Origin of the sequence: Rhizobium sp. LjRoot30 (genome assembly GCF_964253915.1) — a bacterium.
Classification (GTDB): domain Bacteria; phylum Pseudomonadota; class Alphaproteobacteria; order Rhizobiales; family Rhizobiaceae; genus Metarhizobium.
The window spans coordinates 343,761-365,350 of the sequence record NZ_CAXUSG020000005.1 but is presented as its reverse complement, the minus strand read 5'-3'; the positions used below and the strand labels follow the sequence as shown (position 1 = coordinate 365,350).

The 21,590-nt window shown below is 61.3% G+C and carries 24 protein-coding genes; 10 read left to right on the top strand and 14 right to left on the bottom strand.

All coding sequences use genetic code 11. From position 1 onward, the window contains the following. Nucleotides 1-136: 136 nt before the first annotated feature. From ACSQ3I_RS13595 to ACSQ3I_RS13575, 5 genes are all read right to left on the bottom strand, one after another. Entirely contained in the window at nucleotides 137-361 is a 225-nt protein-coding gene (locus ACSQ3I_RS13595) for a helix-turn-helix transcriptional regulator (RefSeq protein WP_435999656.1), read from the bottom strand. A gap of 75 nt (nucleotides 362-436) precedes the next feature. After that, a complete protein-coding gene (locus tag ACSQ3I_RS13590; RefSeq protein WP_435999654.1) occupies nucleotides 437-811 on the bottom strand; it encodes a hypothetical protein in 375 nt (124 codons plus the stop codon). Beyond that, on the bottom strand, nucleotides 812-2,239 hold the full coding sequence (locus tag ACSQ3I_RS13585; RefSeq protein WP_435999653.1) for a tyrosine-type recombinase/integrase: 1,428 nt from the start codon (nucleotides 2,237-2,239) through the stop codon (nucleotides 812-814). 315 nt (nucleotides 2,240-2,554) lie between these two features. Further along, entirely contained in the window at nucleotides 2,555-2,914 is a 360-nt protein-coding gene (locus tag ACSQ3I_RS13580) for a type II toxin-antitoxin system RelE/ParE family toxin (protein ID WP_435999651.1), read from the bottom strand. A 2-nt stretch (nucleotides 2,915-2,916) separates the two neighbouring features. Further along, the gene (locus ACSQ3I_RS13575; RefSeq protein ID WP_435999650.1) at nucleotides 2,917-3,168 is read right to left on the bottom strand and encodes a ribbon-helix-helix domain-containing protein; all 252 of its coding nucleotides are present in this window, start codon (nucleotides 3,166-3,168) and stop codon (nucleotides 2,917-2,919) included. Nucleotides 3,169-3,537: 369 nt separating this feature from the next. Here ACSQ3I_RS13575 and ACSQ3I_RS13570 point away from each other — a divergent pair, with 369 nt between their 5' ends. Together ACSQ3I_RS13570 and ACSQ3I_RS13565 are read left to right on the top strand one after the other, a co-directional pair. Further along, the gene (locus ACSQ3I_RS13570) at nucleotides 3,538-3,927 is read left to right on the top strand and encodes a hypothetical protein (RefSeq protein WP_435999648.1); all 390 of its coding nucleotides are present in this window, start codon (nucleotides 3,538-3,540) and stop codon (nucleotides 3,925-3,927) included. Nucleotides 3,928-4,123: 196 nt separating this feature from the next. Further along, a complete protein-coding gene (locus ACSQ3I_RS13565) occupies nucleotides 4,124-4,309 on the top strand; it encodes a hypothetical protein (protein WP_435999646.1) in 186 nt (61 codons plus the stop codon). 22 nt (nucleotides 4,310-4,331) lie between these two features. On the opposite strand, the gene mnhG is transcribed toward ACSQ3I_RS13565, so the two are convergent. The 7 genes from mnhG to ACSQ3I_RS13530 form a co-directional block, all read right to left on the bottom strand. Beyond that, nucleotides 4,332-4,712: a monovalent cation/H(+) antiporter subunit G gene (gene mnhG, locus ACSQ3I_RS13560; RefSeq protein ID WP_435999644.1), complete on the bottom strand. Its 381-nt coding sequence runs from the start codon at nucleotides 4,710-4,712 to the stop codon at nucleotides 4,332-4,334. After that, entirely contained in the window at nucleotides 4,709-4,990 is a 282-nt protein-coding gene (locus ACSQ3I_RS13555) for a K+/H+ antiporter subunit F (protein WP_435999642.1), read from the bottom strand. The genes mnhG and ACSQ3I_RS13555 overlap by 4 nt, the downstream gene beginning before the upstream one ends. After that, nucleotides 4,987-5,472 carry a Na+/H+ antiporter subunit E gene (locus ACSQ3I_RS13550; protein WP_435999640.1) on the bottom strand — a complete coding sequence of 162 codons (486 nt, stop codon included), beginning with the start codon at nucleotides 5,470-5,472 and terminating at the stop codon, nucleotides 4,987-4,989. Before ACSQ3I_RS13550 ends, ACSQ3I_RS13555 begins: the two co-directional genes overlap by 4 nt. Next, nucleotides 5,469-7,103 (bottom strand): monovalent cation/H+ antiporter subunit D, encoded by a 1,635-nt coding sequence (locus ACSQ3I_RS13545; RefSeq protein WP_435999639.1) that lies wholly within the window; start codon nucleotides 7,101-7,103, stop codon nucleotides 5,469-5,471. Before ACSQ3I_RS13545 ends, ACSQ3I_RS13550 begins: the two co-directional genes overlap by 4 nt. Further along, nucleotides 7,100-7,444: a Na+/H+ antiporter subunit C gene (locus tag ACSQ3I_RS13540; RefSeq protein ID WP_435999638.1), complete on the bottom strand. Its 345-nt coding sequence runs from the start codon at nucleotides 7,442-7,444 to the stop codon at nucleotides 7,100-7,102. Before ACSQ3I_RS13540 ends, ACSQ3I_RS13545 begins: the two co-directional genes overlap by 4 nt. Next, nucleotides 7,444-10,359 carry a monovalent cation/H+ antiporter subunit A gene (locus ACSQ3I_RS13535; RefSeq protein WP_435999636.1) on the bottom strand — a complete coding sequence of 972 codons (2,916 nt, stop codon included), beginning with the start codon at nucleotides 10,357-10,359 and terminating at the stop codon, nucleotides 7,444-7,446. Before ACSQ3I_RS13535 ends, ACSQ3I_RS13540 begins: the two co-directional genes overlap by 1 nt. Nucleotides 10,360-10,507: 148 nt before the next feature. Then, nucleotides 10,508-10,906: a hypothetical protein gene (locus ACSQ3I_RS13530; RefSeq protein WP_435999634.1), complete on the bottom strand. Its 399-nt coding sequence runs from the start codon at nucleotides 10,904-10,906 to the stop codon at nucleotides 10,508-10,510. A 336-nt stretch (nucleotides 10,907-11,242) separates the two neighbouring features. On the opposite strand from ACSQ3I_RS13530, the gene ACSQ3I_RS13525 reads away from it, so the two are divergent. Next, nucleotides 11,243-11,878, top strand: a complete 636-nt coding sequence (locus ACSQ3I_RS13525) for an outer membrane protein (protein WP_435999632.1) — start codon at nucleotides 11,243-11,245, stop codon at nucleotides 11,876-11,878. Nucleotides 11,879-11,974: 96 nt separating this feature from the next. Here ACSQ3I_RS13525 and ACSQ3I_RS13520 read toward each other — a convergent pair whose 3' ends face one another. Together ACSQ3I_RS13520 and ACSQ3I_RS13515 are read right to left on the bottom strand one after the other, a co-directional pair. Then, nucleotides 11,975-12,430, bottom strand: coding sequence for a YbhB/YbcL family Raf kinase inhibitor-like protein (locus ACSQ3I_RS13520; RefSeq protein ID WP_435999630.1), 456 nt, complete (start codon nucleotides 12,428-12,430; stop codon nucleotides 11,975-11,977). 113 nt (nucleotides 12,431-12,543) lie between these two features. Further along, entirely contained in the window at nucleotides 12,544-13,503 is a 960-nt protein-coding gene (locus tag ACSQ3I_RS13515) for a LysR family transcriptional regulator (protein ID WP_435999628.1), read from the bottom strand. Between the two features lie 143 nt (nucleotides 13,504-13,646). Between ACSQ3I_RS13515 and ACSQ3I_RS13510 the strand changes: the two genes are divergently transcribed. The 7 genes from ACSQ3I_RS13510 to ACSQ3I_RS13480 all read left to right on the top strand — a co-directional run bounded on the left by ACSQ3I_RS13510 (nucleotide 13,647) and on the right by ACSQ3I_RS13480 (nucleotide 21,577). Then, entirely contained in the window at nucleotides 13,647-15,044 is a 1,398-nt protein-coding gene (locus ACSQ3I_RS13510; RefSeq protein ID WP_435999626.1) for an amidase, read from the top strand. Nucleotides 15,045-15,114: 70 nt separating this feature from the next. Next, entirely contained in the window at nucleotides 15,115-16,392 is a 1,278-nt protein-coding gene (locus ACSQ3I_RS13505) for an ABC transporter substrate-binding protein (protein WP_435999624.1), read from the top strand. 86 nt (nucleotides 16,393-16,478) lie between these two features. Then, nucleotides 16,479-17,279: an ABC transporter ATP-binding protein gene (locus tag ACSQ3I_RS13500; RefSeq protein WP_435999623.1), complete on the top strand. Its 801-nt coding sequence runs from the start codon at nucleotides 16,479-16,481 to the stop codon at nucleotides 17,277-17,279. After that, complete coding sequence (locus ACSQ3I_RS13495) at nucleotides 17,276-18,001, top strand: ABC transporter ATP-binding protein (RefSeq protein WP_435999621.1); 726 nt, start codon at nucleotides 17,276-17,278, stop codon at nucleotides 17,999-18,001. Before ACSQ3I_RS13500 ends, ACSQ3I_RS13495 begins: the two co-directional genes overlap by 4 nt. A gap of 3 nt (nucleotides 18,002-18,004) precedes the next feature. Next, on the top strand, nucleotides 18,005-18,895 hold the full coding sequence (locus ACSQ3I_RS13490; protein WP_435999620.1) for a branched-chain amino acid ABC transporter permease: 891 nt from the start codon (nucleotides 18,005-18,007) through the stop codon (nucleotides 18,893-18,895). A 9-nt stretch (nucleotides 18,896-18,904) separates the two neighbouring features. Further along, nucleotides 18,905-19,978, top strand: a complete 1,074-nt coding sequence (locus ACSQ3I_RS13485; protein WP_435999618.1) for a branched-chain amino acid ABC transporter permease — start codon at nucleotides 18,905-18,907, stop codon at nucleotides 19,976-19,978. A 15-nt stretch (nucleotides 19,979-19,993) separates the two neighbouring features. Next, nucleotides 19,994-21,577, top strand: coding sequence for a GMC family oxidoreductase (locus ACSQ3I_RS13480; protein WP_435999616.1), 1,584 nt, complete (start codon nucleotides 19,994-19,996; stop codon nucleotides 21,575-21,577). Nucleotides 21,578-21,590: the final 13 nt, after the last annotated feature.

The window sequence follows — 21,590 nt, the reverse complement described above, 5'->3', positions numbered from 1 at the left end:
ATCCGAAGGGGCGGCATCATCTCGGAACAAGGGGGCGACTAATTCTCGGAACTGGGGGGCGAGATCATTTCGGAATCAGGGGGCGGATTGCCTCGGAATTTGCAGTTGGACACCGTGGCGGAGAGGAAACACTTACTCATGCGCAGGCGGCTGCGTCCGCTGGCAAGTTGACATTGTCGCCCCAGGTTGATGTTCTCCCGCGCCGCGACTTCCAGTCATCAAGGTCCGCGACGTCGTAAACGACCGCTCGACCAAGTTTGAAATAACGCGGCCCGCCGCCGAAACAACGAAGTTTGTCGAGCGTGGACTTCGAGAGGCTCAGATATTGAGCCGCCTGTTTTACGCGAATGGTTTGTTGCAATGGCATCTCCTTTGTTTCTGGATGATGCCATCTATAGGACAATGCTCAATTTCGATTTAGGCGAAAAAATCCCATTTATTCGCGGTTCGCTTTATCGTGCGCGGCCTTCGCCTCCTCGAATTCACGGATGGCTTTACGGCAATGGGTTTCAGAATAACCGAAACGATCGGCGACCATCCGCAATGCGTCTTCATAGTTTACTGAACTGCTACGCAGTGAATGAAATTCAGTGCCAATGTCGAACCAGTGATGCGGGAGTGCCTTTTGTCGGCCGCGTGCCTTGGCGGGCGGCTTGATCATCGCCGCCGCCAATCTTTGAACGACCTCGTCTGCTCTACCCGACATGAGAATTTCCACCATCAAAGTTTTGGCGTCCTCTGTCCTGCCCTCGGACAGCGCGGCTTCTATCGGGCCGGCCTGCAAACTATAGCCGTCAGGGAGTTTTGCCATTTACTGGCTCCTCATGGCAGCGGAAATCCGCTCGCCGATGGCGTCCGCAGCTTTTCTCAAGGGGTCGGTGTCGAGGTGCGCGTAGCGCTGGGTCGTCGTTGCTTGCGTATGACCCAACAGCTTGCCCACGATAGGCAGCCCAAGGCTTCCCCCTACCCCAATGCTTGCGAAAGAGTGGCGGAGGTCATGAAGTCTGACATTTTCGAGGCCAGCACGTTTTAAGACAGCTCCCCACGGTTTGTTAAGATCCGCCCGAGGCTTCTCGTCCTTTGTGCCAGCCGACGCGCTGGCAATGACGAACCTTCCGACATGAGGTAAGCCTTCCAAGATGGCAATCGCGGCAGATGACAGAACGATTGTCTTTCGACCTGTCTTCGAATCGGGCAAAAACAGTACTCCGCGCTCAAGGTCCACTTCGGTCCAGCGAAGGTCAAGGATCTCGCGACGACGCGCACCGGTCAGTAGCAAAAGCCGGATGGCTGCCACAGCGTGGACGCCGTAGACGGTCCGGCGGTTCTGTTCCTTTGCAGCATGTTTTGACTTAGCCTTGGTGCTATCGACTTCATACGGGATGCCGGTAGTCTCTGCTTCGTGCAGAGCCTCCCCGAGCGCCGTCAGTTCCGTAGTTGTAAGATAGCGATCCTTCTTGTTTTCCTTGAAGCGCTCGACCGCCTTCACTGGATTTAGCCCCTGGACAAGCCCGTGCTTGCTTGCCCAGGTAAACATCGCCGAAAGGACGGCAAGCGTCCGATTTGCTATGGTACGGTTTCCGTTGCCCTTGTCTGCTTTGCCACGAGTGACCGCTGCTTGAAGCCGCGCCACATCCGCCGGCGTTACCAGTGATCCGCGCATCGATCCCAACACCGGCTTTATGTAGCGCTCAACCAGCGCTGAGTACTCAGCGTGAGTCCGGCCTTTCCTCTTCACCAATACGTGGTCCGAGAGGAAGCGATCCGCGATGTCTGCCACGCTCTCAGCACGTCGCTCATCCGACCGGGCCGCAGCAGGGTCACCGCCTAGCGTCACTCGCGCCAATGTCTTGATGGCGGTCTCGCGCGCATCCTCTGGCGACATGGTGGATGGAGAGCCGAGCTTTAATCTCTTCTTCGCGACAGCACGGCCACCTGCACCTGGGCGATACTCCAAGATCCATGAGCGAGCCCCAGTCGGTGCGATCCTCAGGCCGAAACCCTTCACGTCTGTGTCGTAATACGTCGTCAGCTTCTCAACTTGCGGAATGGCTGCGACGCTCTTCCTTGTGATCTTCAATACTGGCAATGCCACCCCCTTTGAGTCGCCACCGAGTCGCCACCAGAAATGATACGGAAAGAAATCCAGCGCGACGATGCAGGGATAATATAGTCGAAAAACGCTGAAAATAAAGGATATTGACAATATCAGGAAACTTTGGGAAACAAATATAGGCAAACTTTTAATCAGTAGGTCCAGGGTTCGAATCCCTGCGCTCTCACCAAAAAAATCAAAGACTTACCATCAAAATCGTGCTATAAGTTAGCCAGAAATCCCGGACAAAGTTTTGGAGGGTTTGATGGCATCTCGCTACATCCTCGGTGACAAGGTGCGAATCTACAGACGCGAGAACAGCTCGGTTTGGCAGGCACAAGCTAACTTCCAAGGTCAAAAGTACAGAATCAGCTGCCAGGGCCATTAATGTGCGGCGGATCAGGAAGGTGACGAAGGACACGCTATCCTTCATGAGTGAACAGGACCGCGCTGTGGTGGCTATTCCAATCCGCTTTCTCTAGCATGCAACGCCGCAAGGTCTTCCTTGAGGCGTACCGCCATATCCATGCGTTCATGCAGGATGCTCGTGACACCGAGATCACCGTTTCCCAGTTCGCGGAAGAATATATAATGGTGCTCGTACCGGCTAAAATAAGCCTCGCGCTTGACGTCGGCCGGGACCGCCATTTTTTGTGGGAGTCGTCGCCAAATCAGGCGACTTTCGCAAAGGCGCTGCAAATGCGCATGCAGTCCCCGAATATAGGTGTCTGCTTGCGCCTCCCCCCAGTTCTCGGCGGTTTCATGCCAAATCCTGTCCTGCGCGGCATCCGCGCGGGGATAAAAGCGATATCCCGCCATGGTCAGCGGCGCTTGTTACGCCGGATGACATCCTCAGCCGAGACGGTGACGAATTCACTGTCATCGGCGCGCATGGCGGGGGCTAATTCTTTTTGCAAAGCCTCCCATGCCTCGTCGCGGGTTTGCAGGTCACGGCGTATAAGCGCACGGATATATTCACTGGCGTTTTCATAAAGGCCATCGTCGCCAATCTGCTGCTGGATGTGATCTTGCAGCGCACCGCTGACCTTGACGTGAATGCTACCTGACGGCATCGGCCTACCCTTTCGTTCTACCCAAATTATGGGAAGCGTGACAAATATTGTCAATATTCATCACCTGACAGGGTTGGGGTGAGCTATAGAATTGCGTTCTATAGCTCACGGGGCGATTTCGAAGTGTGTCCATTTCGGAGCCATGTTCTGCAACGGGCGTGGGACTCATGTTAATGTGTGGAGTAGCGATCTCTACAGCAGCGATTGAGGCGACTCGCATCCAGACAGGCTGACAAGCCGCACCGAGCCCCATAGAGGGCACCGGTACCGCTCCTGTGCCGAACGAAACAGACGGATAGAAAAGCTCCGGCTAATGTTTGTTCATCGGCGGACGGTGGGTTCGCCCGAACAATCGGAAGGGACGATCCAATGTTTCGCAAGATCCTGCTGCCCGCCGTAATCGGTATGGCGCTCGCTTTCTCGACCTACTCATTCTCGACGACCACCGCCGTTGCACAGACCGGACCATGTGAACTGGACGCGTCCGGGCAACTCTTTTGCTACAGCAACAACAGTCCGAACATGCTGGAAGCCACCTGCATGTCGTCCGCAAATCCCCAATATTGCGTTCCCTATCACCAGCGTGCGTGCCAGACAGGTTTCTCTCTGGCGTGTCAGATGGCTGCGTTGGGGCAAAATTGCGCGGGCGGAGATCCGAACCAGTGCAACTATTACATCCAGATTCTTCAGGCCAACCGCTCCTGCAACATGGAAGGCAACCAGCAGGCTTGTGCATGGATGCAGCAACAGGGGCTATGAGCCGGCTACGAAGCCTCGGTTTATGCAGGAAACGGGGCGCGTTTTCGGTGGATGACGATCCGTTGGCCAGGCGGTGTTCGCACGAGCATCGCCGCCACAAAATCGAATATTTATGGTTAATCGAGTATTAACGAATGTCCTCCAAAAATCGATGCAGGAAACGCCGGGGCGATTCCTTTAGAAAAGGGAGGCACACATGTTCAAGTTTCTTTCACGCCAGCGCGAAACTGAAATCGGATCGCTCGTTGTGCTTCCGCCGACCTTCGTGGACCTTGGCCGTATCGATCTTTCGCAGCGACGTGCCGATGAAAAACGCGTTGCTTTTACGCGCGACTACACTTCGGGCCAGGTGGTGAGCGAACCGGAACCCTGGGTCTGCTGACGCGAGGTTTGGCGCGAGGCGCCTATTCTTCCACCACGGTTTTTCCCGGCTTTGTCAGGATGCTGGCAGAAGGGACCGTTGGGTCGTTTTCGCTGCGATCGCGGTGGAGTGCCGCCCTGGCGAGCAGCATCAGCGTCACCGGCGTGGTGACCGTGACGAAGATACCGATGAGGATCTCATGGAAGACCGGCCGGCCTTCCGTCACCGTGAAGAAGATCATCGAGGCCGTCAGGATTCCGCCGGTTCCCCAGCTCGTGCCGAGCGTGGGCGCATGCAGGCGTTCGTAGAACGACTTGAAGCGCAGGAAGCCGATTGTGCCGAGCAACGACAGACCGGCGCCGAGCAGCAGGAAAAACGAGACGAGCAGCGCTGCCCACATCGGCAGTTCGGCCGGATAACTCATTCGATCACCTCCCCGCGCATCAGGAATTTGGCGAGCGCCACCGTTGCCACGAAACCGAGAAGGCCGATGATCAAGGCAGCTTCGAAATAGATGGGGCTGCCGGCACGGATGCCGTAGGTGATGAGCAGCAGCATGGAATTGACGTAAAGCGTATCCAGACCGAGAACCCGGTCCTGGGCGCGCGGGCCGCGGAACATCCGCAGGCAGGCAAACGCCATGGCGATGGCAAGCAGCACCTGCGATATGGCGATCGCCCAATAGAGAATGTCGGCGCTCATTCAAAAACCTCCATCAGCATGCGTTCGTAGCGGTTCTTGATCAACTCCATCCATTCCTCCTCGTCCTTGAGGTCGAGCACATGGATCAGCAGCGTGCTTTCCGTCGAATTGTATTCGAGCCAGGCGGTGCCCGGCGTGCTCGTCAGCAACACAGCCAGAACGGCGAGACCCGTCGGGTTCTTCATCTCCAGCGGGATGGTCATGAAGCCGGATTTCCGCCTGCCGTTGCGGTCGTTGAGGATAAGCGAGGCGACGGAAAGGTTCGAACGGATGATGTCGTAGAAAACCAGGGCCAGCAGCCGCGCAAACAAGCCGATCTTCTTCAGCCGCGGCTTGTCCGGCCGAAGCGACGCCATGGCCGCCGATGCCAGCAGCGCGATCACCGAACCCAGCACCAGATGCCCGAGGGAGAAGCGGTTGAGCGACAGCCACATGAGCACGAGGGAGACGAACAGAAGCGGATAAGGAAGAACGGTTCTCATGGCTGGGCACCCTCCTGCAGCATCCCCGGCGCCGTCATCACATCGTGCATGTAGCCTTGCGGCACATGCAGGTTGCGGGCGGTCTCCTCGAGATAGGCCATCACCGACCCCGCTTCGAGGGTCAGCATCACGGTGAGGAAGAGCAGCAGGATCACCGGCGCCATTTCCATCACCAGCACCCGTGGCACGGTTCCTTCGATCGAGGCCCAGAAGGTGCGGATGCCGGCGCGCGTCATGGCAATCAGCGCCGAAAGCCCAGACAAGATGATCAGGCCGACCAGCCACCACGCAGAGGGACGGATGGCGGCGTCGCTGCCAAGCCCTGCGGGATTGAACATCGACGACATCATCGCAAACTTGGCGATAAAGCCCGACAGCGGCGGCAGGCCCGCCAGCAGAATGCCGCACATGCCGAAGCAGATGCCGAGAGCTGCCAGCGTTCCGGGCATCGCCACGCCCACCTCGTCATCCTCTTCCTCCTCGTCGGCGTCGCCATAGGCTTCCATGGTAACGGCGAGAACGTTGGCGCCGGCATCCTGGCCTCTTTCGACCAGTTCGATGAGCAGGAAGAAGGCGGCAATCGTCAGTGTCGAGCTGACCAGGTAGAACAGCGCGCCCGCCGTCACGCCGGCCGAACCCCAGCCGACGGCGGCCAGCAGCGTGCCGGAGGAAACCAGCACGGAATAACCGGCAAGCCGGCCAAGCGCCTGCGATGCCACCACGCCGACGGCGCCGAACGCCATGGTGATCATGCCGCCATACAGCAGCACGTCGAAGCCGAATCCGGCCGATTCCTGCGCCTGCTCGCCGAACAGCAGCAGGGACAGGCGCAGGATGACGTAGACACCGAGCTTGCTCATGACAGCGAAGATGGCGGCAACAGGCGCGGCAGCGGCGGTATAGGCCGGTGGCAGCCAGAAGTTCAGCGGCCACATGCCGGCCTTGACCAGGAAGGCAACGCCCAGCACGGCGCCGCCGGCCTCCAGCAGGATGCGGTTTTCATGCGGCAGATCAGGGATGCGGGCAGCAAGATCGGCCATGTTCAGCGTGCCGGTGATGCCGTAGATGAGGCTGACGCCGATGAGGAACAAAAGTGCCGCCGCCAGGTTGACGGCGATATAATGCAGGCCTGCCTTGACGCGTGTCGGGCCGGAGCCGTGCAGCAGGAGACCGTAGGAGGCTGCCAGCATCACTTCGAAGAAGACGAAGAGATTGAAGAGGTCTCCCGTCAGGAAGGCGCCGTTCAGGCCCATCAGCAGCAGCTGGAACAGGGTATGGAAATGCGGGCCCGCCTTATGCCAGCGCGCCAGCGAAAAGATCAGCGAGGCCAGTGCCAGAAGCGCGGTCAGCACCAGCATCATCGCCGACAGTCGGTCGGCGACGAGAACGATGCCGAAGGGCGCCGGCCAGTTGCCGAGCATGTAGACGGCCGTGATGGACGCGCCCGGAGCATGCGCGGCGCTGACATAACGCATCATCTGCACCGCGACGACGAGCAGTGCCAGCGTCGACAGGACGCTGATCATCGACTTGGCAACACGGCGCTTTTCGTCGAGCAGCACCAGGATGGCGCCGACGATGAGCGGGATGAGAATGGGCGCGATGACCAGATGTTCGGACCACAATCTCATTTGGACTGCTCCCGTCCGTCGACATGGTCTGTGCCGGTCAGGCCGCGGGAGGCGAGCAGGACCACCAGGAACAGCGCTGTTGTGGCGAAACCGATGACGATTGCCGTCAGCACCAGCGCCTGCGGCACGGGGTCGGTGAATTTCGCCGCATCGGCGATGCCGCCTTCCGGCAGGATGGGCGGCGCATGCCGCTTGATGCCGCCGACGCCGAAGATGAAGAGATTGACGGCATACGACAAAAGCGACAGGCCGACGATTACCTGATAGGTGCGCGGGCGCAGGAGAAGCCAGACGCCGGAGCCGGTCATTGCACCGATACCGATTGCGAGAACGAGTTCCATTACGCCTCCTCCGACTTGAGCGGTTCCGGCGAACGGACGCGGTAAACACGGATCGACTGGTGGGCGAGCGCGATCAACATCAACACGGTAGCGCCGACGACAAGCGCGAAAACGCCAAGATCGAAGAGCATCGCCGTCGCCAGCGGCACCTTGCCGATCAACGGAATGTCGACGTACTGGGCATGTGTCGTCAGGAACGGCCGGCCGAAGAGCCAGGAGCCCATGCCGGTCGCTGCGGCAATCAGCAGGCCGGCGCCGATCCAGCGGACCGGCAGGATGCGCAGGCGATCTTCCGCCCAGCGCGCGCCGCCGGCGAGATATTGCAGCAGGAAGGCGATCGCCATGGCGATGCCGGCGGCAAAACCGCCGCCCGGCAGATCATGTCCGCGAACGAACAGGAAGGCCGCGAAGGTGATGATCACCGGGAACAGCCACTGCATGATCACCGACGGCACCAGCAGGTAGTCGCGCACGGTATCGCCCGGCGCACGCTCGGGGCGCGCGTCGTCGTAGGCGTTCTGGATGCGCTGCTGTTCCGGCACCGCAACGCTGTCGGCAGCGGGGCGGAACCGTCGCAGCAGGGCAAAGACAGTCAGCGCAACGATGGCAACCACGGTGATCTCGCCCATGGTGTCGAAGGCGCGGAAATCGACCAGGATGACGTTGACGACATTGCGCCCGCCGCCTTCCGTATAGGCTTTCTCCAGGAAATAATTGGCGATCGCATCCGGAACCGGCAGCGTCATCACCGCATAGGCGAGCAGCGACATGCCGATGCCGCAGGCAACCGCGATACCAAGATCGCGCAGGCGGCGCAGCCTGCCGAAAAGATTGACGGTATTGTCGATGCTCTCGTTGCGTTTCGGCAGCCAGCGCAGGCCGAGCAGGATGAGAACGGTGGTCACCACCTCGACCAGCAGCTGGGTGAGTGCCAGATCAGGGGCCGACAGCCAGACGAAGGTCAGGCAGGTCATCAGCCCTGCCCCGCCGAGCATGGTCAGTGCCGCCAGCCGGTGATATTTTGCCTGGTAGGCGGCGCCGAGAGCGGAGAAGATACCGATCAGCCAGATCAGCGAGAAGACCAGGTCCGGCCGGGCGAAAGACAGCGGCCGTGGATGGAATCCGCCGAAATACAGGGGCAAGAAGGCAGCGATAAAGCCGAGTGCCGTCAGAAGCCGCAGTTGCGGCTGTAGCCGCCGGGTGCCGCTATAGGCTTCCAGCCAGCGGGCCCATTTCCACGACACGGTGACGAGGATTCGCTCGAAGATGCGCTGCCCCTGCAGGTGACGAAAGATCGGCGGTCCGTCCTCGCAGGTCGCGAGATACCGGCGAAGGAAGAGGTAGAGTAAGGTACCCGCAGCTAACGCCACGATGCTCATCAGCAGCGGTATGTTGAAGCCGTGCCAGACAGCAAGGCTGTATTCCGGCGTTTCCGTACCGAGAACGGCAATGACGGCCGTATGCAGGAACGGGCCGATGGACATGGCCGGCACCATGCCGACGATCAGGCAGAGCAGCACGAGAAGCTCGATGGGCAACCGCATCCAGTGCGGCGGCTCGTGCGGTTCGGCTTTCGGCAGGTCGGTCGGCGGCGGGCCGAAGAAGACGGTGTGGATGAAACGCAGCGAATAGGTGACGGCAAAGGCGCCGGCAATCGTAGCGATATAGGGCAAGGCCTTGTCGAGTATCGAATCCGCATGGGTTTCGACGGCTTCGGCGAAGAACATTTCTTTCGACAGGAAACCGTTGAGCAGCGGCACCCCGGCCATCGCCGCGCTTGCGACCATGGCGAGCGTCGCCGTGATCGGCAGGAAACGGAACAAGCCGCTGAGACGCCGCATGTCGCGGGTGCCGGTCTCGTGATCGATGATGCCGGCCGCCATGAACAGCGATGCCTTGAAGGTCGCATGGTTCATCATGTGGAAAATCGCGGCGACGGCGGCCAACGGGCTGCCGAGGCTGAGCAGCGTGGTGATCAAACCCAGATGACTGATGGTCGAATAGGCGAGCAGGCCTTTCAGGTCCTGCTGGAAGATGGCGAAGTAGGCGCCCAGCAACAGCGTTGCCGTGCCGGCGAGCCCGACCAGCCAGAACCATTCGTAGGTGCCTGACAACACCGGCCAGAGCCGTACGAGCAGGAAGACGCCGGCCTTCACCATGGTCGCCGAATGCAGGTAGGCCGAAACCGGTGTCGGTGCGGCCATGGCATTCGGCAGCCAGAAATGGAACGGGAACTGCGCGCTCTTCGTCAACGCGCCCATCAACACGAGGATAAGCGCCGGCAGGTAGAGCGGGTGGACGCGGATTGCATCACCTGCCGCAAGCACCTTGTCGAGATCGTAGCTGCCGGCGATGTGGCCGATCAGCAGCAGGCCAACGAGCAGACAGAGGCCGCCCATGCCGGTAACCGTCAAGGCCATGCGGGCGCCGTCGCGGGCAGCGGCGTTCTGGTGCCAGTAACCGATCAGCAGGAAGGACACGATGCTCGTCAATTCCCAGAAGATCGCCAGCAGGATCAGGTTTCCCGACAACGCGATCCCTAGCATCGCCCCCATGAAGGCGAGGAGGAACGAGAAGAACCGCGGAACCGGGTCCTCCTTCGACATGTAGTAGCGGGCATAGACCGCCACGAGGAGACCGATGCCGGTGATCAGCATCGAGAACATCCAGGCAAAACCGTCCATCCGCAGGGTGAAATTCAGGTCGAGCGTCGGCAGCCACTCGTAGGAGATCCGCACGACGTTGCCGCCGGCGACGGACGGATAGAGAGCTGCGGTGATCGCCAGGGCAGCAAGGGCGACCAAACCCGCCACGGAGGCCGCAGCGGTGCGCGCCGCTGTTTTCAGCAGCGCAGCCACAAAGCTTCCCAGAAAAGGAAGCGCCAGGAGAAGAAGGAGAAGGTCCTCGTCGTTCATTTCGTTTTCGGCTTGCAGCTAAGGCTTCAGGAAAACACTGGAAGGCCCACAATTCCGTCCGGATCGGCAAAGGACGGTTTGCGGAACCAGACAGTTCCTTCCTGCAAGAAGACCGGCGCATCGTCGCTCCGGCCAGCGGACAGGCATGTCAGAAACGATCGTCCGGCGGGCCGCGCGACAGCGACGACAATGGAAAATCGACAACCCGAACAGCCGAACGCCATGCATTCGTCGCTGCAGGCAGGGCGTCCGTTGCGCTGTGCGCCGGAGGAAAAAGGGCAAGAAACTGGCCCGTGACATCAACAGCGATTACTGCCGCACGGGCGGCTGACGCCGCCGCCCCTAGGCCGGCCTCATCCGGCACGGCGGACCGCTCGAGCGACATGCGCTGCGCGCCGGCAGAAGCCGCACCATTCATGGACAATGTCACCAAAAGCACGGCAACGATAGCGGATAGGCAGGGTGAGCAGCGACGTTTTCCGAAAAAGGATGAAAACGCTCCGATCAATCGTGCCTCCGGCCTGCTTTGAATGTCCTCGGGAATCACGGTTTTCCACCGCTTCCCGTACTTTAGGGGGCGCACCCCTTGATGTCTACACGAAAAAACATGAAATTGGTATTTTATTCTGGTTCCAAAGCAGAACTGCGGGAAAGTCAGCGCGTGAAATCGCCAATAATAGCATGGAGCGGTATTTTTTTCTATTTTCAGGGCAACTGGTAGCCGACCTCCGGCCCCGGCTTGCGGCCACACCAATTCGCCATGATTGCCGGCGATGATCCGTCATAGCTCAGGCGATCAAATGCAAAGGGCGCGGAACAATCCTCGTCCATGAACGTTGAGGTGATCGCGAGGGAAGAACCGGATATCCTGTCGGAGGGCACCATGAAAGCCATTATCGCAAGTTCGGCCTTACTGCTGGCAACCACACCTGCCCTGGCGGCTGATCTCGTCTATCAGGAGCCGGTGGCTCCCGAGGTCATCGCCACGGCCGAGACATTTACCTGGAGCGGTCCCTATATCGGTCTGCAAGGCGGCGGCAGTTGGCTCCGAAGCGATCTCGACGGCCCGGGTATCGATGATAACGAACATTTCAACGGCGGCGTCTTCGGTGGTTTCGTCGGCTACAACTATCTTCTCGACAACAACATGGTTCTGGGAGCCGAAGGCGACCTGAACTACAATTGGAACGAAAAGGGCATCGGTGGCGGCGTCGACGCCGGAACGGATCTCAGCGGCTCGGTGCGGGCCCGCGTCGGTTATGCGCTCGATAACGCCCTGATCTATGCGACGGCCGGCTGGGCAGTCACCCGCGGTTATGCCGACGTGCCTGGAGCCGGCAAGGATCACGCCACGTTCAACGGCTATACGGTCGGCGCCGGCGTCGATTACGCCTTCACGCAAAAAGTCTTCGGCCGGGCCGAATATCGCTTCAGCGATTACGGCGAAAAGAGCATTTCCGGCATCGATGTCGATCCGAAACAGCATACGCTGATGATCGGTATCGGCGTGAAGTTCTGACGGGGCCCGCCGTAGCACCCCCACCACTTGTCATCATCCTCGGGCTTTACACTTCCCGAGGATGACGTCTGAGAAGAAGCGGCTCGCGCCAAACACTCAATGCATTTCAAACGTTCCCGTCAGGGACGCCTGGCTGATGATGTGCCGGCGCGCTTCCCGCCACATCGCTTCCACCCCGGCAGCGGTGGTGACTGGCAGGCTTGGCACATCCAGCGCAGCGAGCTTGAAATGGTAGTGGTGCAGGCCGTGGCCGCGAGGCGGTTGTGGACCGTCATAGCGGGCATAACCGAAATCGTTCTCTGAAAAATGCAGGTCGTGCCCGTCCATGCCGTGCGGCAGGTCACGCCAGTCGGCGGGAATGTCGAAGATGCCGCAATGGCGGAATGTTCCGCTCGGTGCGTCGGGATCTTCGACGATCAGGGCAAAACTCTGCACGTCGCGGGGTGCGCCTTGCCAGCGCAATGGCGGAAACAGATTTTCCCCAATCCGTGCATATTTCTGGGGAATCATGTCGCCCTCGGCGAAAGCCGTGCTTACGAGGGTCAAGGTCATTCCATGCTCCTTTCTCCTGTCGTGGGTTCGATGCGCCGCGGGGCCGCCAACCATCGGTCCAATTCGGGCCATCGCAAGAGAACGCGCGGCGCACGGAGAAGTTCCCGGGCTTTTCAGCTTTCCACCAGCAGATAAGGTTCCTTGGCAGGCTGCGTCACCGAAAACACCGACGGCCCCATCGCATGGAAGAAACGGCGGAAGATCTCGATGAAGATGCGCACGAAAAGCGGCTTGGCCGCGCCATACATGTCGGCGACGATCAGTGTCGGCGGCGGCAGGTCGTCGAGGATCGGACGCCGGACGATGGCCGCGCCATCCGACGTCGCCCGGCCGATCGGCCGCATGTTGAGAACCGACATGCCGAAACCGGAAGCGACGGCAGAACGGACGGTTTCGTAGGAGCGCGTGTGGAAACGCACCTCGGGCCGTTTTGCCAGCACGTCGAACAGGGTCAGCAGATAGGTTGCCGTCTGCGGCATGTCGAGCAGCACCAGCGGCCGGGTGGCGAGATCGGACAACCAGACGGCATCGCGTTCGGCAAGCGGATCGTCGGCATGCAGCACGGCATGTGCCGGCACCCGGCAGATGCGCGTGATGCTGTCTGTATGGATCGGGCCGATATCGTAGAGGATCGCCAGATCGATCAGCCCTTCCGCAAGCCAGGCCTGCAACTGAACTTGGTCGCCTTCGAGAAGATCGATTTCGACATCGCCGACATTGTCGACATAGCTGCGCAACATCTCCGGCATGAACAGCGCCCCGAACGGCTCGAAACAGCCGATGCGCAGGACCTTCGGAACCCGGTCGCTCAAATCGCCGATCGCCCGGTTGAATTCGTTGGCGGCCGACAGCATGACGCGCGCCGCGCTGACGAAGCGTTCGCCAGCCGGGGTAATCTGCACGCCGCGCGCCGGACGACGGTCGAAGATGCGGGCGCCCATTTCGCCTTCCGCCAGGGCAATGGCCGCCAGAATTGACGATTGCGAAATATAAAGCGCTTTCGAAGCGGCCTGCACGCTGCCCAGCCGGGCGACCTCGCAGACATAACGGAGCTGACGAATGGTGAGATTCATAGCACGCCAAAATTGTTACATGAAATAGAAGAAGTTCATCTGAATAATACATTTTGTGAAACGAAAAGAAAGCGGCAGACTGCCCTCGTCAAATCAAATCCGCCGATAGAGTGGATGGTGAAGACAAGGGGTTCAAAAGCAGAATGTCGAAAATCAACCCACTTTCCGGGGTCAATTCCCTGTGCCTCATGGATGCCGCGGCGCTTGCCAAGGCCTATGCCGCGGGAGACCTGTCGCCTGTCGAGGTCGCGACCGCGACCATGGACCGGGCGGAAGAAATCAACCCATCGCTGAATGCCTTTACCTTCGTCGATCGCAAGGGCGCTCTCGAAGCTGCCGCAGCGTCAGAGAAGCGCTGGCGGGCGGGCGAGCCGCTTTCCGATGCCGATGGCATTCCGACGACGCTCAAGGACATCATCTGGGTTGACGGCTGGAGCGTCCGCTATGGCAGCAGGACGACATCTGCCGAGCCTTATCGTACCGATGCGCCCGCGGTCGAACGGATGCGCGCCGCCGGCGCCGTGTTCATCGGCCAGACGACGACGCCGGAATTCGGCTGGAAGGCCGTCACCGACAGCGCTTTGTGCGGCATCACCCGCAATCCCGTCGACCCGAGCAAGGGGTCCGGCGGTTCGTCAGGCGGCGCGGCAGTGGCGGCGGCCACCGGTGCGGGCGTCTTCCATCTCGGCACCGATGGCGGCGGTTCCATCCGCGTACCGGCCTCCTTCTGCGGCATCGTCGGCCTGAAGCCGACATTCGGGCGCGTGCCTGCTTATCCGGCCAGCGCCTTCGGCACCGTTGCCCATCTCGGGCCGATGACGCGCAGCGCCGCCGATGCCAAGCTGATGCTGAAGATCATGTCCGGCCGCGATCTGCGGGACTGGGCGCAGGGCGCCGGCCGGCTTGCACCGCTCGATGACGAGGCCGTGGACCTGTCGGGACTGAAGATCGGTTATTGGTCGGAGCCGCCGGTCGGCGCTGTCGATGCCGATGTCAAACGCATCGTCGATTCCCGGGTTGCCGATCTCAAGGCGGCGGGCGCCAGCGTCGAGCCGATCGTGCTGCCGGGCGAAAACCATCTCGATCTCTTCCATCATCACTGGTTCACGGGAGCCGCCGCCAGACTGGCGCTCGTTCCAGAAAACGAACGCGCCGGCATCGATCCGGGTTTCCTCGATATCGCTGCACAGGGCGGACGGATCGATGCCAAGGGCCTGATTGCCGCGCAGGTGCGCCGCTCGGAATTCGGCGTCGCCATGGACCCGTTGCTCGAGACTTACGACTTCGTCGTTTCGCCGGGCACCGCCATCCCGGCTTTCGAAGCCGGCCTCGAATTTCCAGCCGACGGCCGTTACCAGCGCTGGACGGAATGGGCGGCCTTCAATTTCCCGATCAATCTCAGCCAGCAGCCGGCTTGCGTGATACCGTGCGGTGCGACGCCGGACGGCCTGCCGGTCAGTTTCCAGGTCATCGGAGCGCGTGGCGCCGATGCCCGCGTCCTTTCCGCCGCAGCGAGCCTGGAGGTGCTTTTTTCCAGGTAAGCACATGACTGACACATGACGACTAACAACCAAGGATAAAAGGGGTACCGTTATGATGAAGAGACGTGCAATGCTACAGGGAGTGATCGGCGCGGGAGCCGCCGGTACACTTCTCGCCAATCTCAACAGCGCCGCCCGCGCGCAGGACGCGACACCGATTCCGGTGGGCTCTGCCCTGCCGATGTCGGGTTTTGCCGCCGCTGACGGCATCGAGTTCAAGAACGGCCTCGATCTCGCCGCCGAAGAAATCAACGCCGCCGGCGGCATTCTCGGCCGGCCGATCGAAATCCATGTCGAAGACACCAAGGAAATGGGCGCCGACATCGTCAGCCAGGCGATGCAGCGCCTGATCGACCGCTTCAGCACGCCGGTGCTGATGAACGGCTACAATGTTGGCACCAACATGATCGAGATGGACATTGCCGCCGACAATGACATCATCATGATGCATTACAATACGCTGATTTCGCACAACGAAAAGTTCAAGACCGATCCCGAGCGCTACTACGGCTGCTTTCAGGGTGACCCGCCGGAATACTGGTACGGCCCGGGCTGCCTGAACTTCCTGAAGGAACTCGCCGCCGGCGACAAGTGGAAGGCGCCGAACAAGAAGATCGCCATCATTCCTTCGGCCAACGAATATTCGATCGTCATCGCCAATGCCATCAGAGACAAGGCAGCGGAATACGGCTTCGAGATCAGCCTGTTCGAGACCGTTCCCTTCCCGACCAACCAGTGGGGCCCGACGCTCGCCAAGCTGCGCCAGGACCCGCCGGCGGCGATCATCGTCACCCACTTCCTGCCGCAGGACCTTGCCCAGTTCATGGTGCAGTTCCTGGCACAGCCGATCAACAGCCTGGTCTACATGCAGTACGGCCCGTCGCTGCCGGCCTTCCGCGAAATCGGTGGCGAAGCCGTCAACGGCGTCATCTATTCGACGGTCGTCGGCTGCCTGCCGGACGATTATTCCAAGTCGTTCCGCGAAGCCTACCGCGCCAAGTTCGGCCCGAACTCCGCTTATATCACCGGTTCGCAGACCTATGATGGCCTGTGGATGTGGGCAATTGCGGCGGCGATTGCCGGCGGCCCCAGCGAGCCGTTCAACAAGGAGCAGACGCAGAAGGTGGCAGCCGTGCTGCGCCGCAACGTCTATCGCGGCGTCAACGGCACCTACCGCGCCGATCCGGCTGGCCAGTCGGCTTATTGCTACCCGACGCAAGTCGCCGACCCGTCGCTCGGCATGCCGCACCAGTTCCTGCAGCACCAGGACTACAAGACCGACCCGAAGCTGATCGCACCGGCGCTCTACGCCACCGACAGCTTCGTCCTGCCGCCGTGGTTCAAATAACCGCGACGGATAACCATTATCGGTGAATGCGGGTGATGCGGGCCGGAGTTTTCGGCCCGCAGGCTCTCCGCATGAAGGAGCAGGTCATGAGTGACGATATGGGTCCCATGCTCGTATGCGAAAATGTCGTGAAGCGTTTCGGCTCGCTCGCGGCGGTGGATGGCGTATCGCTGTCGGTGAACCGAGGCGAAATCGTCGGCATCGGCGGCCCGAACGGCGCCGGCAAGACGACGTTCTTCGATGTCATCACCGGCATCACCCCGGCGACCGAAGGGCGCATGCGCTTCGGCGATACGGATATCAGTGGGCTTGGCGCCGACCGGATCTGCCAGCTCGGCATGGCGCGGACGTTCCAGCTGAACGCTGCCTTCGACAGCCTGACGGTGCGCGAAAACGTCGACATCGCCGCCTATTTCGGCCGCGGCAAGCGACGCATACCGGGTTTTCGCCTCGGAAACGAGGTCCGCGACCAGACGGAAGAGGCGCTCGCCTTCGTCGGCCTCTCCGCCAAGGCGGACGAGACTGTGGCACAGCTGCCGGTTCTTGATCGCAAGCTCCTGATGATCGCCGGCGCGATCGCCACCAAACCGCAGATCCTCTTCCTCGACGAGCCCGTCGGTGGCCTCAACGGCGACGAGATCGACCATATCATGGCGCTGGTCTTGAAACTGCGCGACCAGGGCATGACGGTGGTGCTGATCGAGCACGTCATGCGCTTCTTGCTTGCGCTTTCGAGCCGGGTCATCATCATGCACCACGGCAAGGTGATCTTCGAGGGGCCGCCGAGCGCGGTTGCCGAGGACCAGACCGTCGTCGAAACCTATCTCGGTGAAGGCACGCAGAAACGGCTGAAGAAGTATTTCGCGGAAGGGGAGACGCAACCATGACGGCTGCGACGTTACCACCTGTCCTGAGCCTGAAGAATATCGTCTCCGGATACGGCGGGCTCGATATCCTCAGAGGCATTTCGCTCGACGTCGGCGCCGGCGAATTCGTCACCGTCGTCGGCCCCAACGGTCACGGCAAATCCACCCTGTTGAAGACGATTTCGGGCCTGGTGCCGCTGCGCTCAGGCTCGATCAGCATCGACGGCACTTCCGTCACCGGCAAGCCGCATACAGTCGCAAGCCTCGGCGTCGCGCATGTGCCACAGGGCGACATGCTGTTTCCAGAGATGAGCGTGCTCGAAAACCTGCTGATGGGCGCCTATCTGGCGCCGAGCAAGGCGGAGATTGATCGCCGGCTCGACGAGGTCTATACGCTGCTGCCAAAACTATCCGACCGCCGCCACCAGATCGCTTCGACGCTGTCAGGCGGCGAGCGGCGCATGGCCGGCATTGGCCGCGGGCTGATGATGGGCGGGCGCATCCTGTTGATCGACGAACCGTCGCTGGGTCTTGCGCCGCTGATCATCGAACAGATCTACGGCGTCATCGCCGAACTGAGCAAGGCGGGCCGCACCATTCTGCTGGTGGAGGAAAACCCCGCCCGCGTCGCCGATCTCGCCGACAAGCTGCATCTTCTCGATGACGGCGCGATCGTCTGGTCCGGCCCGCCGGCCGATCTTCTCGCTCGCGAGGAGCTGCTCGCAACCTATCTTGGAGGCTGACGGATGACGCTCGACATTCTCATGTCCATTCTCGTCGCCGGCATCACCACCGGCGCATTGTACGCGCTTGCAACCGTCGGCCTCTCCCTCGTCTGGGGTTCGATGGGCATGCTCAACATGGCGCATGCGGCGATGTTGACCATGGGCGGATACGCCGCCTTCACCGTGTCGTCGGCCCTCGGCCTGCCCGTCGTTGCTGGTTTTGCCGGGGCGATCGTCATCGGCATGATCGGCGGCAGCCTGCTTTACGTGCTGATCGTCCGCAACCTGCTGAAGAACGACAAATCGACTTTCGAATCCAACGTGATGATCGCCACCGTTGGCATCGGCATCGCGCTGGAGAACGCCATCCTGATGATCTATGGCGGCCAGCCGCTGAAGCAGCCGCTGTCGATCCCCGGCACGCTGATGCTCGGGCCGCTCGCCCTGCCCTACCAGAACATCGTCATCATCCTGACCGTCGTGGTGCTGATGGCCTTCATCGCGCTCCTGCTCAACCGCACCCGCATGGGCCGGGCGATCCGCGCCACGGCGCAGAACCGCGACGCGGCGCAGCTGATGGGGGTTGCCGTCAACCGCGTCTATTTCCAGGTTCTGGTGCTGTCGGGCGGCCTTGCCGGCATCTGCGGCGTCATGGTGAGCTCGATCACCCAGCTCTCGCCGCCGCTCGGCAACGATCCCATGCTCAAGGCCTTCATCATGTGTGTCGTCGCCGGCCTCGGCAACCTGCCGGGCGCGGTCGCCGCCGCCTTCGGCCTCGCCCTGCTCGAAGCCTTCATCCAGTATGCCGCCGGTGCCCGCTGGGGCTTTCCGTCGCTGCTCTTCGTCGTCATCGCCGTGCTGATCTGGCGGCCGTCCGGCCTGTTCGGCCGCGCCCAGATCCGCCGCCTGTGAGGGGAAACCATGTCGAACCAACCTGTTTCCCGCCCCAAAAGCCCGACCGGTTCCGCAAAAACCGACCTGGCGATCACCGTGGTGCTGATTGCGATCGCCATCGCCCTGCCCTTCTTCGTCGATAGCCGCTACGTCATGGGCCAGATCGTGCTGGCGCTGTTTTATGCCACCATCGCTTCGCAGTGGAACCTGCTGTTCGGCTTCTCCGGCATCTTCTCGCTGGCGCAGATGGCGATCTTCGCTTTCGGCGGATACGCCACGGCGATGATCTGCTTCTATTTCGGCTGGAACGTCTGGGCGGCGGTCGTTCCCGCCGCCGTGGGTGCGATGATCTTCTCGCTCGCCGTCGGGCTGGCCTGCCTGCGGTTGACGGGCGTTTATGTGGCGCTGCTGACGCTCGCCATCGCCCAGACCATGTACCAGTTGATCGTCACCGATACCGAGTGTTTCACCATGGTCGGCTCGATCTGCCGGCAGTTCACTGGTGGCGCGGTGGGTTTTGCCCGCTTCGGCGATCTCGGCACCCGCGCGCTTCTGAAAGGCCAGTGGCTGGTCGGCAACTACGCCATCGTCGCCACGCTGTTTGCGATCACGATGCTCTTCACCTATGCGATCATCAAGAGCCCGATCGGTCTTGCCTTCCGGGCGCTCAAGGACAATCCGGGTTATGCGGTTGCCCGCGGCGTCAACCGTTTCCAGGCGCAGTTGCTCGTCTTCGGCATCTCGGCCTTCTTCACCGGCCTTGCCGGCGGTTTTTACGCCGCGCATTTCCAGGCGATCGGCCCCGGCATCCTGTCGATGTCGCAGCTGATGTTCATCATCGCCGTGGTCGTGGTCGGCGGCGTCGGCACCTTCTGGGGGCCGCTGGTCGGTACCGTCATCCTCGTCGCCGCCGACGAGCTGATGCGCGAGGCGGGCGAATTCCGCACCTTCGGCCTCGGCATCATCATCGCACTCTCGATCATCCTCATGCCGAAGGGGCTTGTCGGCCGCCTCGGCGACCTCGTCCGCTGGAGCCGCAAGCGCGGCCAGGCGGCCCACCAGGAAAAGCTTGCAGAAAGCCCGGCGCCAGCCGGAGAATAAAATCAGAGGGGTTCCATGTACGACACCATCATCATCGGCGCCGGCTCGGCCGGCTGCGTGCTCGCCAACCGCCTGAGCGCCGATCCCGACCGCAAGGTGCTGGTCCTCGAAGCCGGACGTGCCGCGCCTATCGCCTCCGATATCCCGTCCGACTGGGTGACGATGTTCAACACCGGCGCCGACTGGGGCTATTACACGGAACCGCAGGCCGGCTGCCGCGGCCGTCGCATCTTCTGGCCGCGCGGAAAAATGATCGGCGGGTCGGGTGCGCTGAACGCCATGATCTATATTCGCGGCCTGCCCTCCGACTACGATGCCTGGGAAGCGCTCGGCAATCCGGGCTGGGGCTGGAAGGACCTCTTCCCGGTCTTCCTGCAGTCGGAAAACAACGCCGACATCAAGGACAGCCCCTACCACGGCAATGACGGCCTGCTGCATATCGGCAATGTGCCTTACGTCGATAAATACGAAAAAATGTGGATCGAAGCGGCGCAGGCGGCCGGCTACGCATACAATCCTGATTACAACGGTGAAAAGCAGGAAGGCGTCGGCCTCTTCCAGTTCACCATCAAGAATGGCGAGCGCTGGGGCACCGGCAAGGCCTATCTCCGCCCGGCGCTGGAACGGCCAAACCTGACGCTGAAATCCGGCGTGCTGGTCACCGGCCTGATCATCGAGAACGGCCGTGCCAAGGGCGTCAAATATCTGGTCGACGGAGTTCCGGAAGTGGCCTACGCCGATAGCGAGGTGGTTCTGTCTTCCGGCGCCGTCGGTTCGGCGCAGCTTTTGATGCTTTCCGGCGTCGGACCGGCCGACGAGTTGACGGAAGCCGGCGTCAAGCCGGTGCACGACCTGCCGGGCGTCGGCAAGGACCTGCAGGACCACCTGAACATCCCGATCAGCTTCTACACAAAAAAACCGATCGGCATCGGCGCCTGGACCGACGAGCTGATCTCGGAAAGTTTTGCCGAGTGGCAGGACAAGCGCACCGGTATCCGCACCTCGCCCTGGGTCGCCTCCGGCGGTCATGTCTGCTCGCGTCCCGGCGTCGAGCCCGACCTGCAGCTTTACGGCGCCATCAGCCCGCACCGCGATTACGCCCGTTTCCTCGGCGGCCAGGCCGGTGTCACCGGCCACTCGACGCTGCAGCGGCCGAACAGCCGCGGCGAGATCAAGCTGCGGTCCGCCAACCCGATCGAATATCCGTCGATCGATCCGAAATATTTCGTCAGCGATCCTGACGGCACCGATCTTGCGACGATGGTCGCCGGCGTGCGCATCAACCGCGCCATCCTGCAGCAGTCACCGATGAAGGAACTGATTGCCTACGAACTGTCGCCCAGCGCCGAATGCCAGACGGACGAGGAGATCGCCAACTATGTTCGTGGCCACATGACCACTCTCTATCATCCATCGAGCACCTGCCGCATGGGCACCGACGCCAGGGCGGTGACCGATCCGGCGACCTTGAAGGTGCACGGGCTGGAAGGCCTGCGCGTTGCCGACGCCTCGGTCATCCCGAAGATGGTGTCCGGCAATCTCAACGCGCCGACGATCATGGTCGCCGAGCGCGCCGCGCAGATGATCCTCGCCGGTTGAACGGAGAGGAACG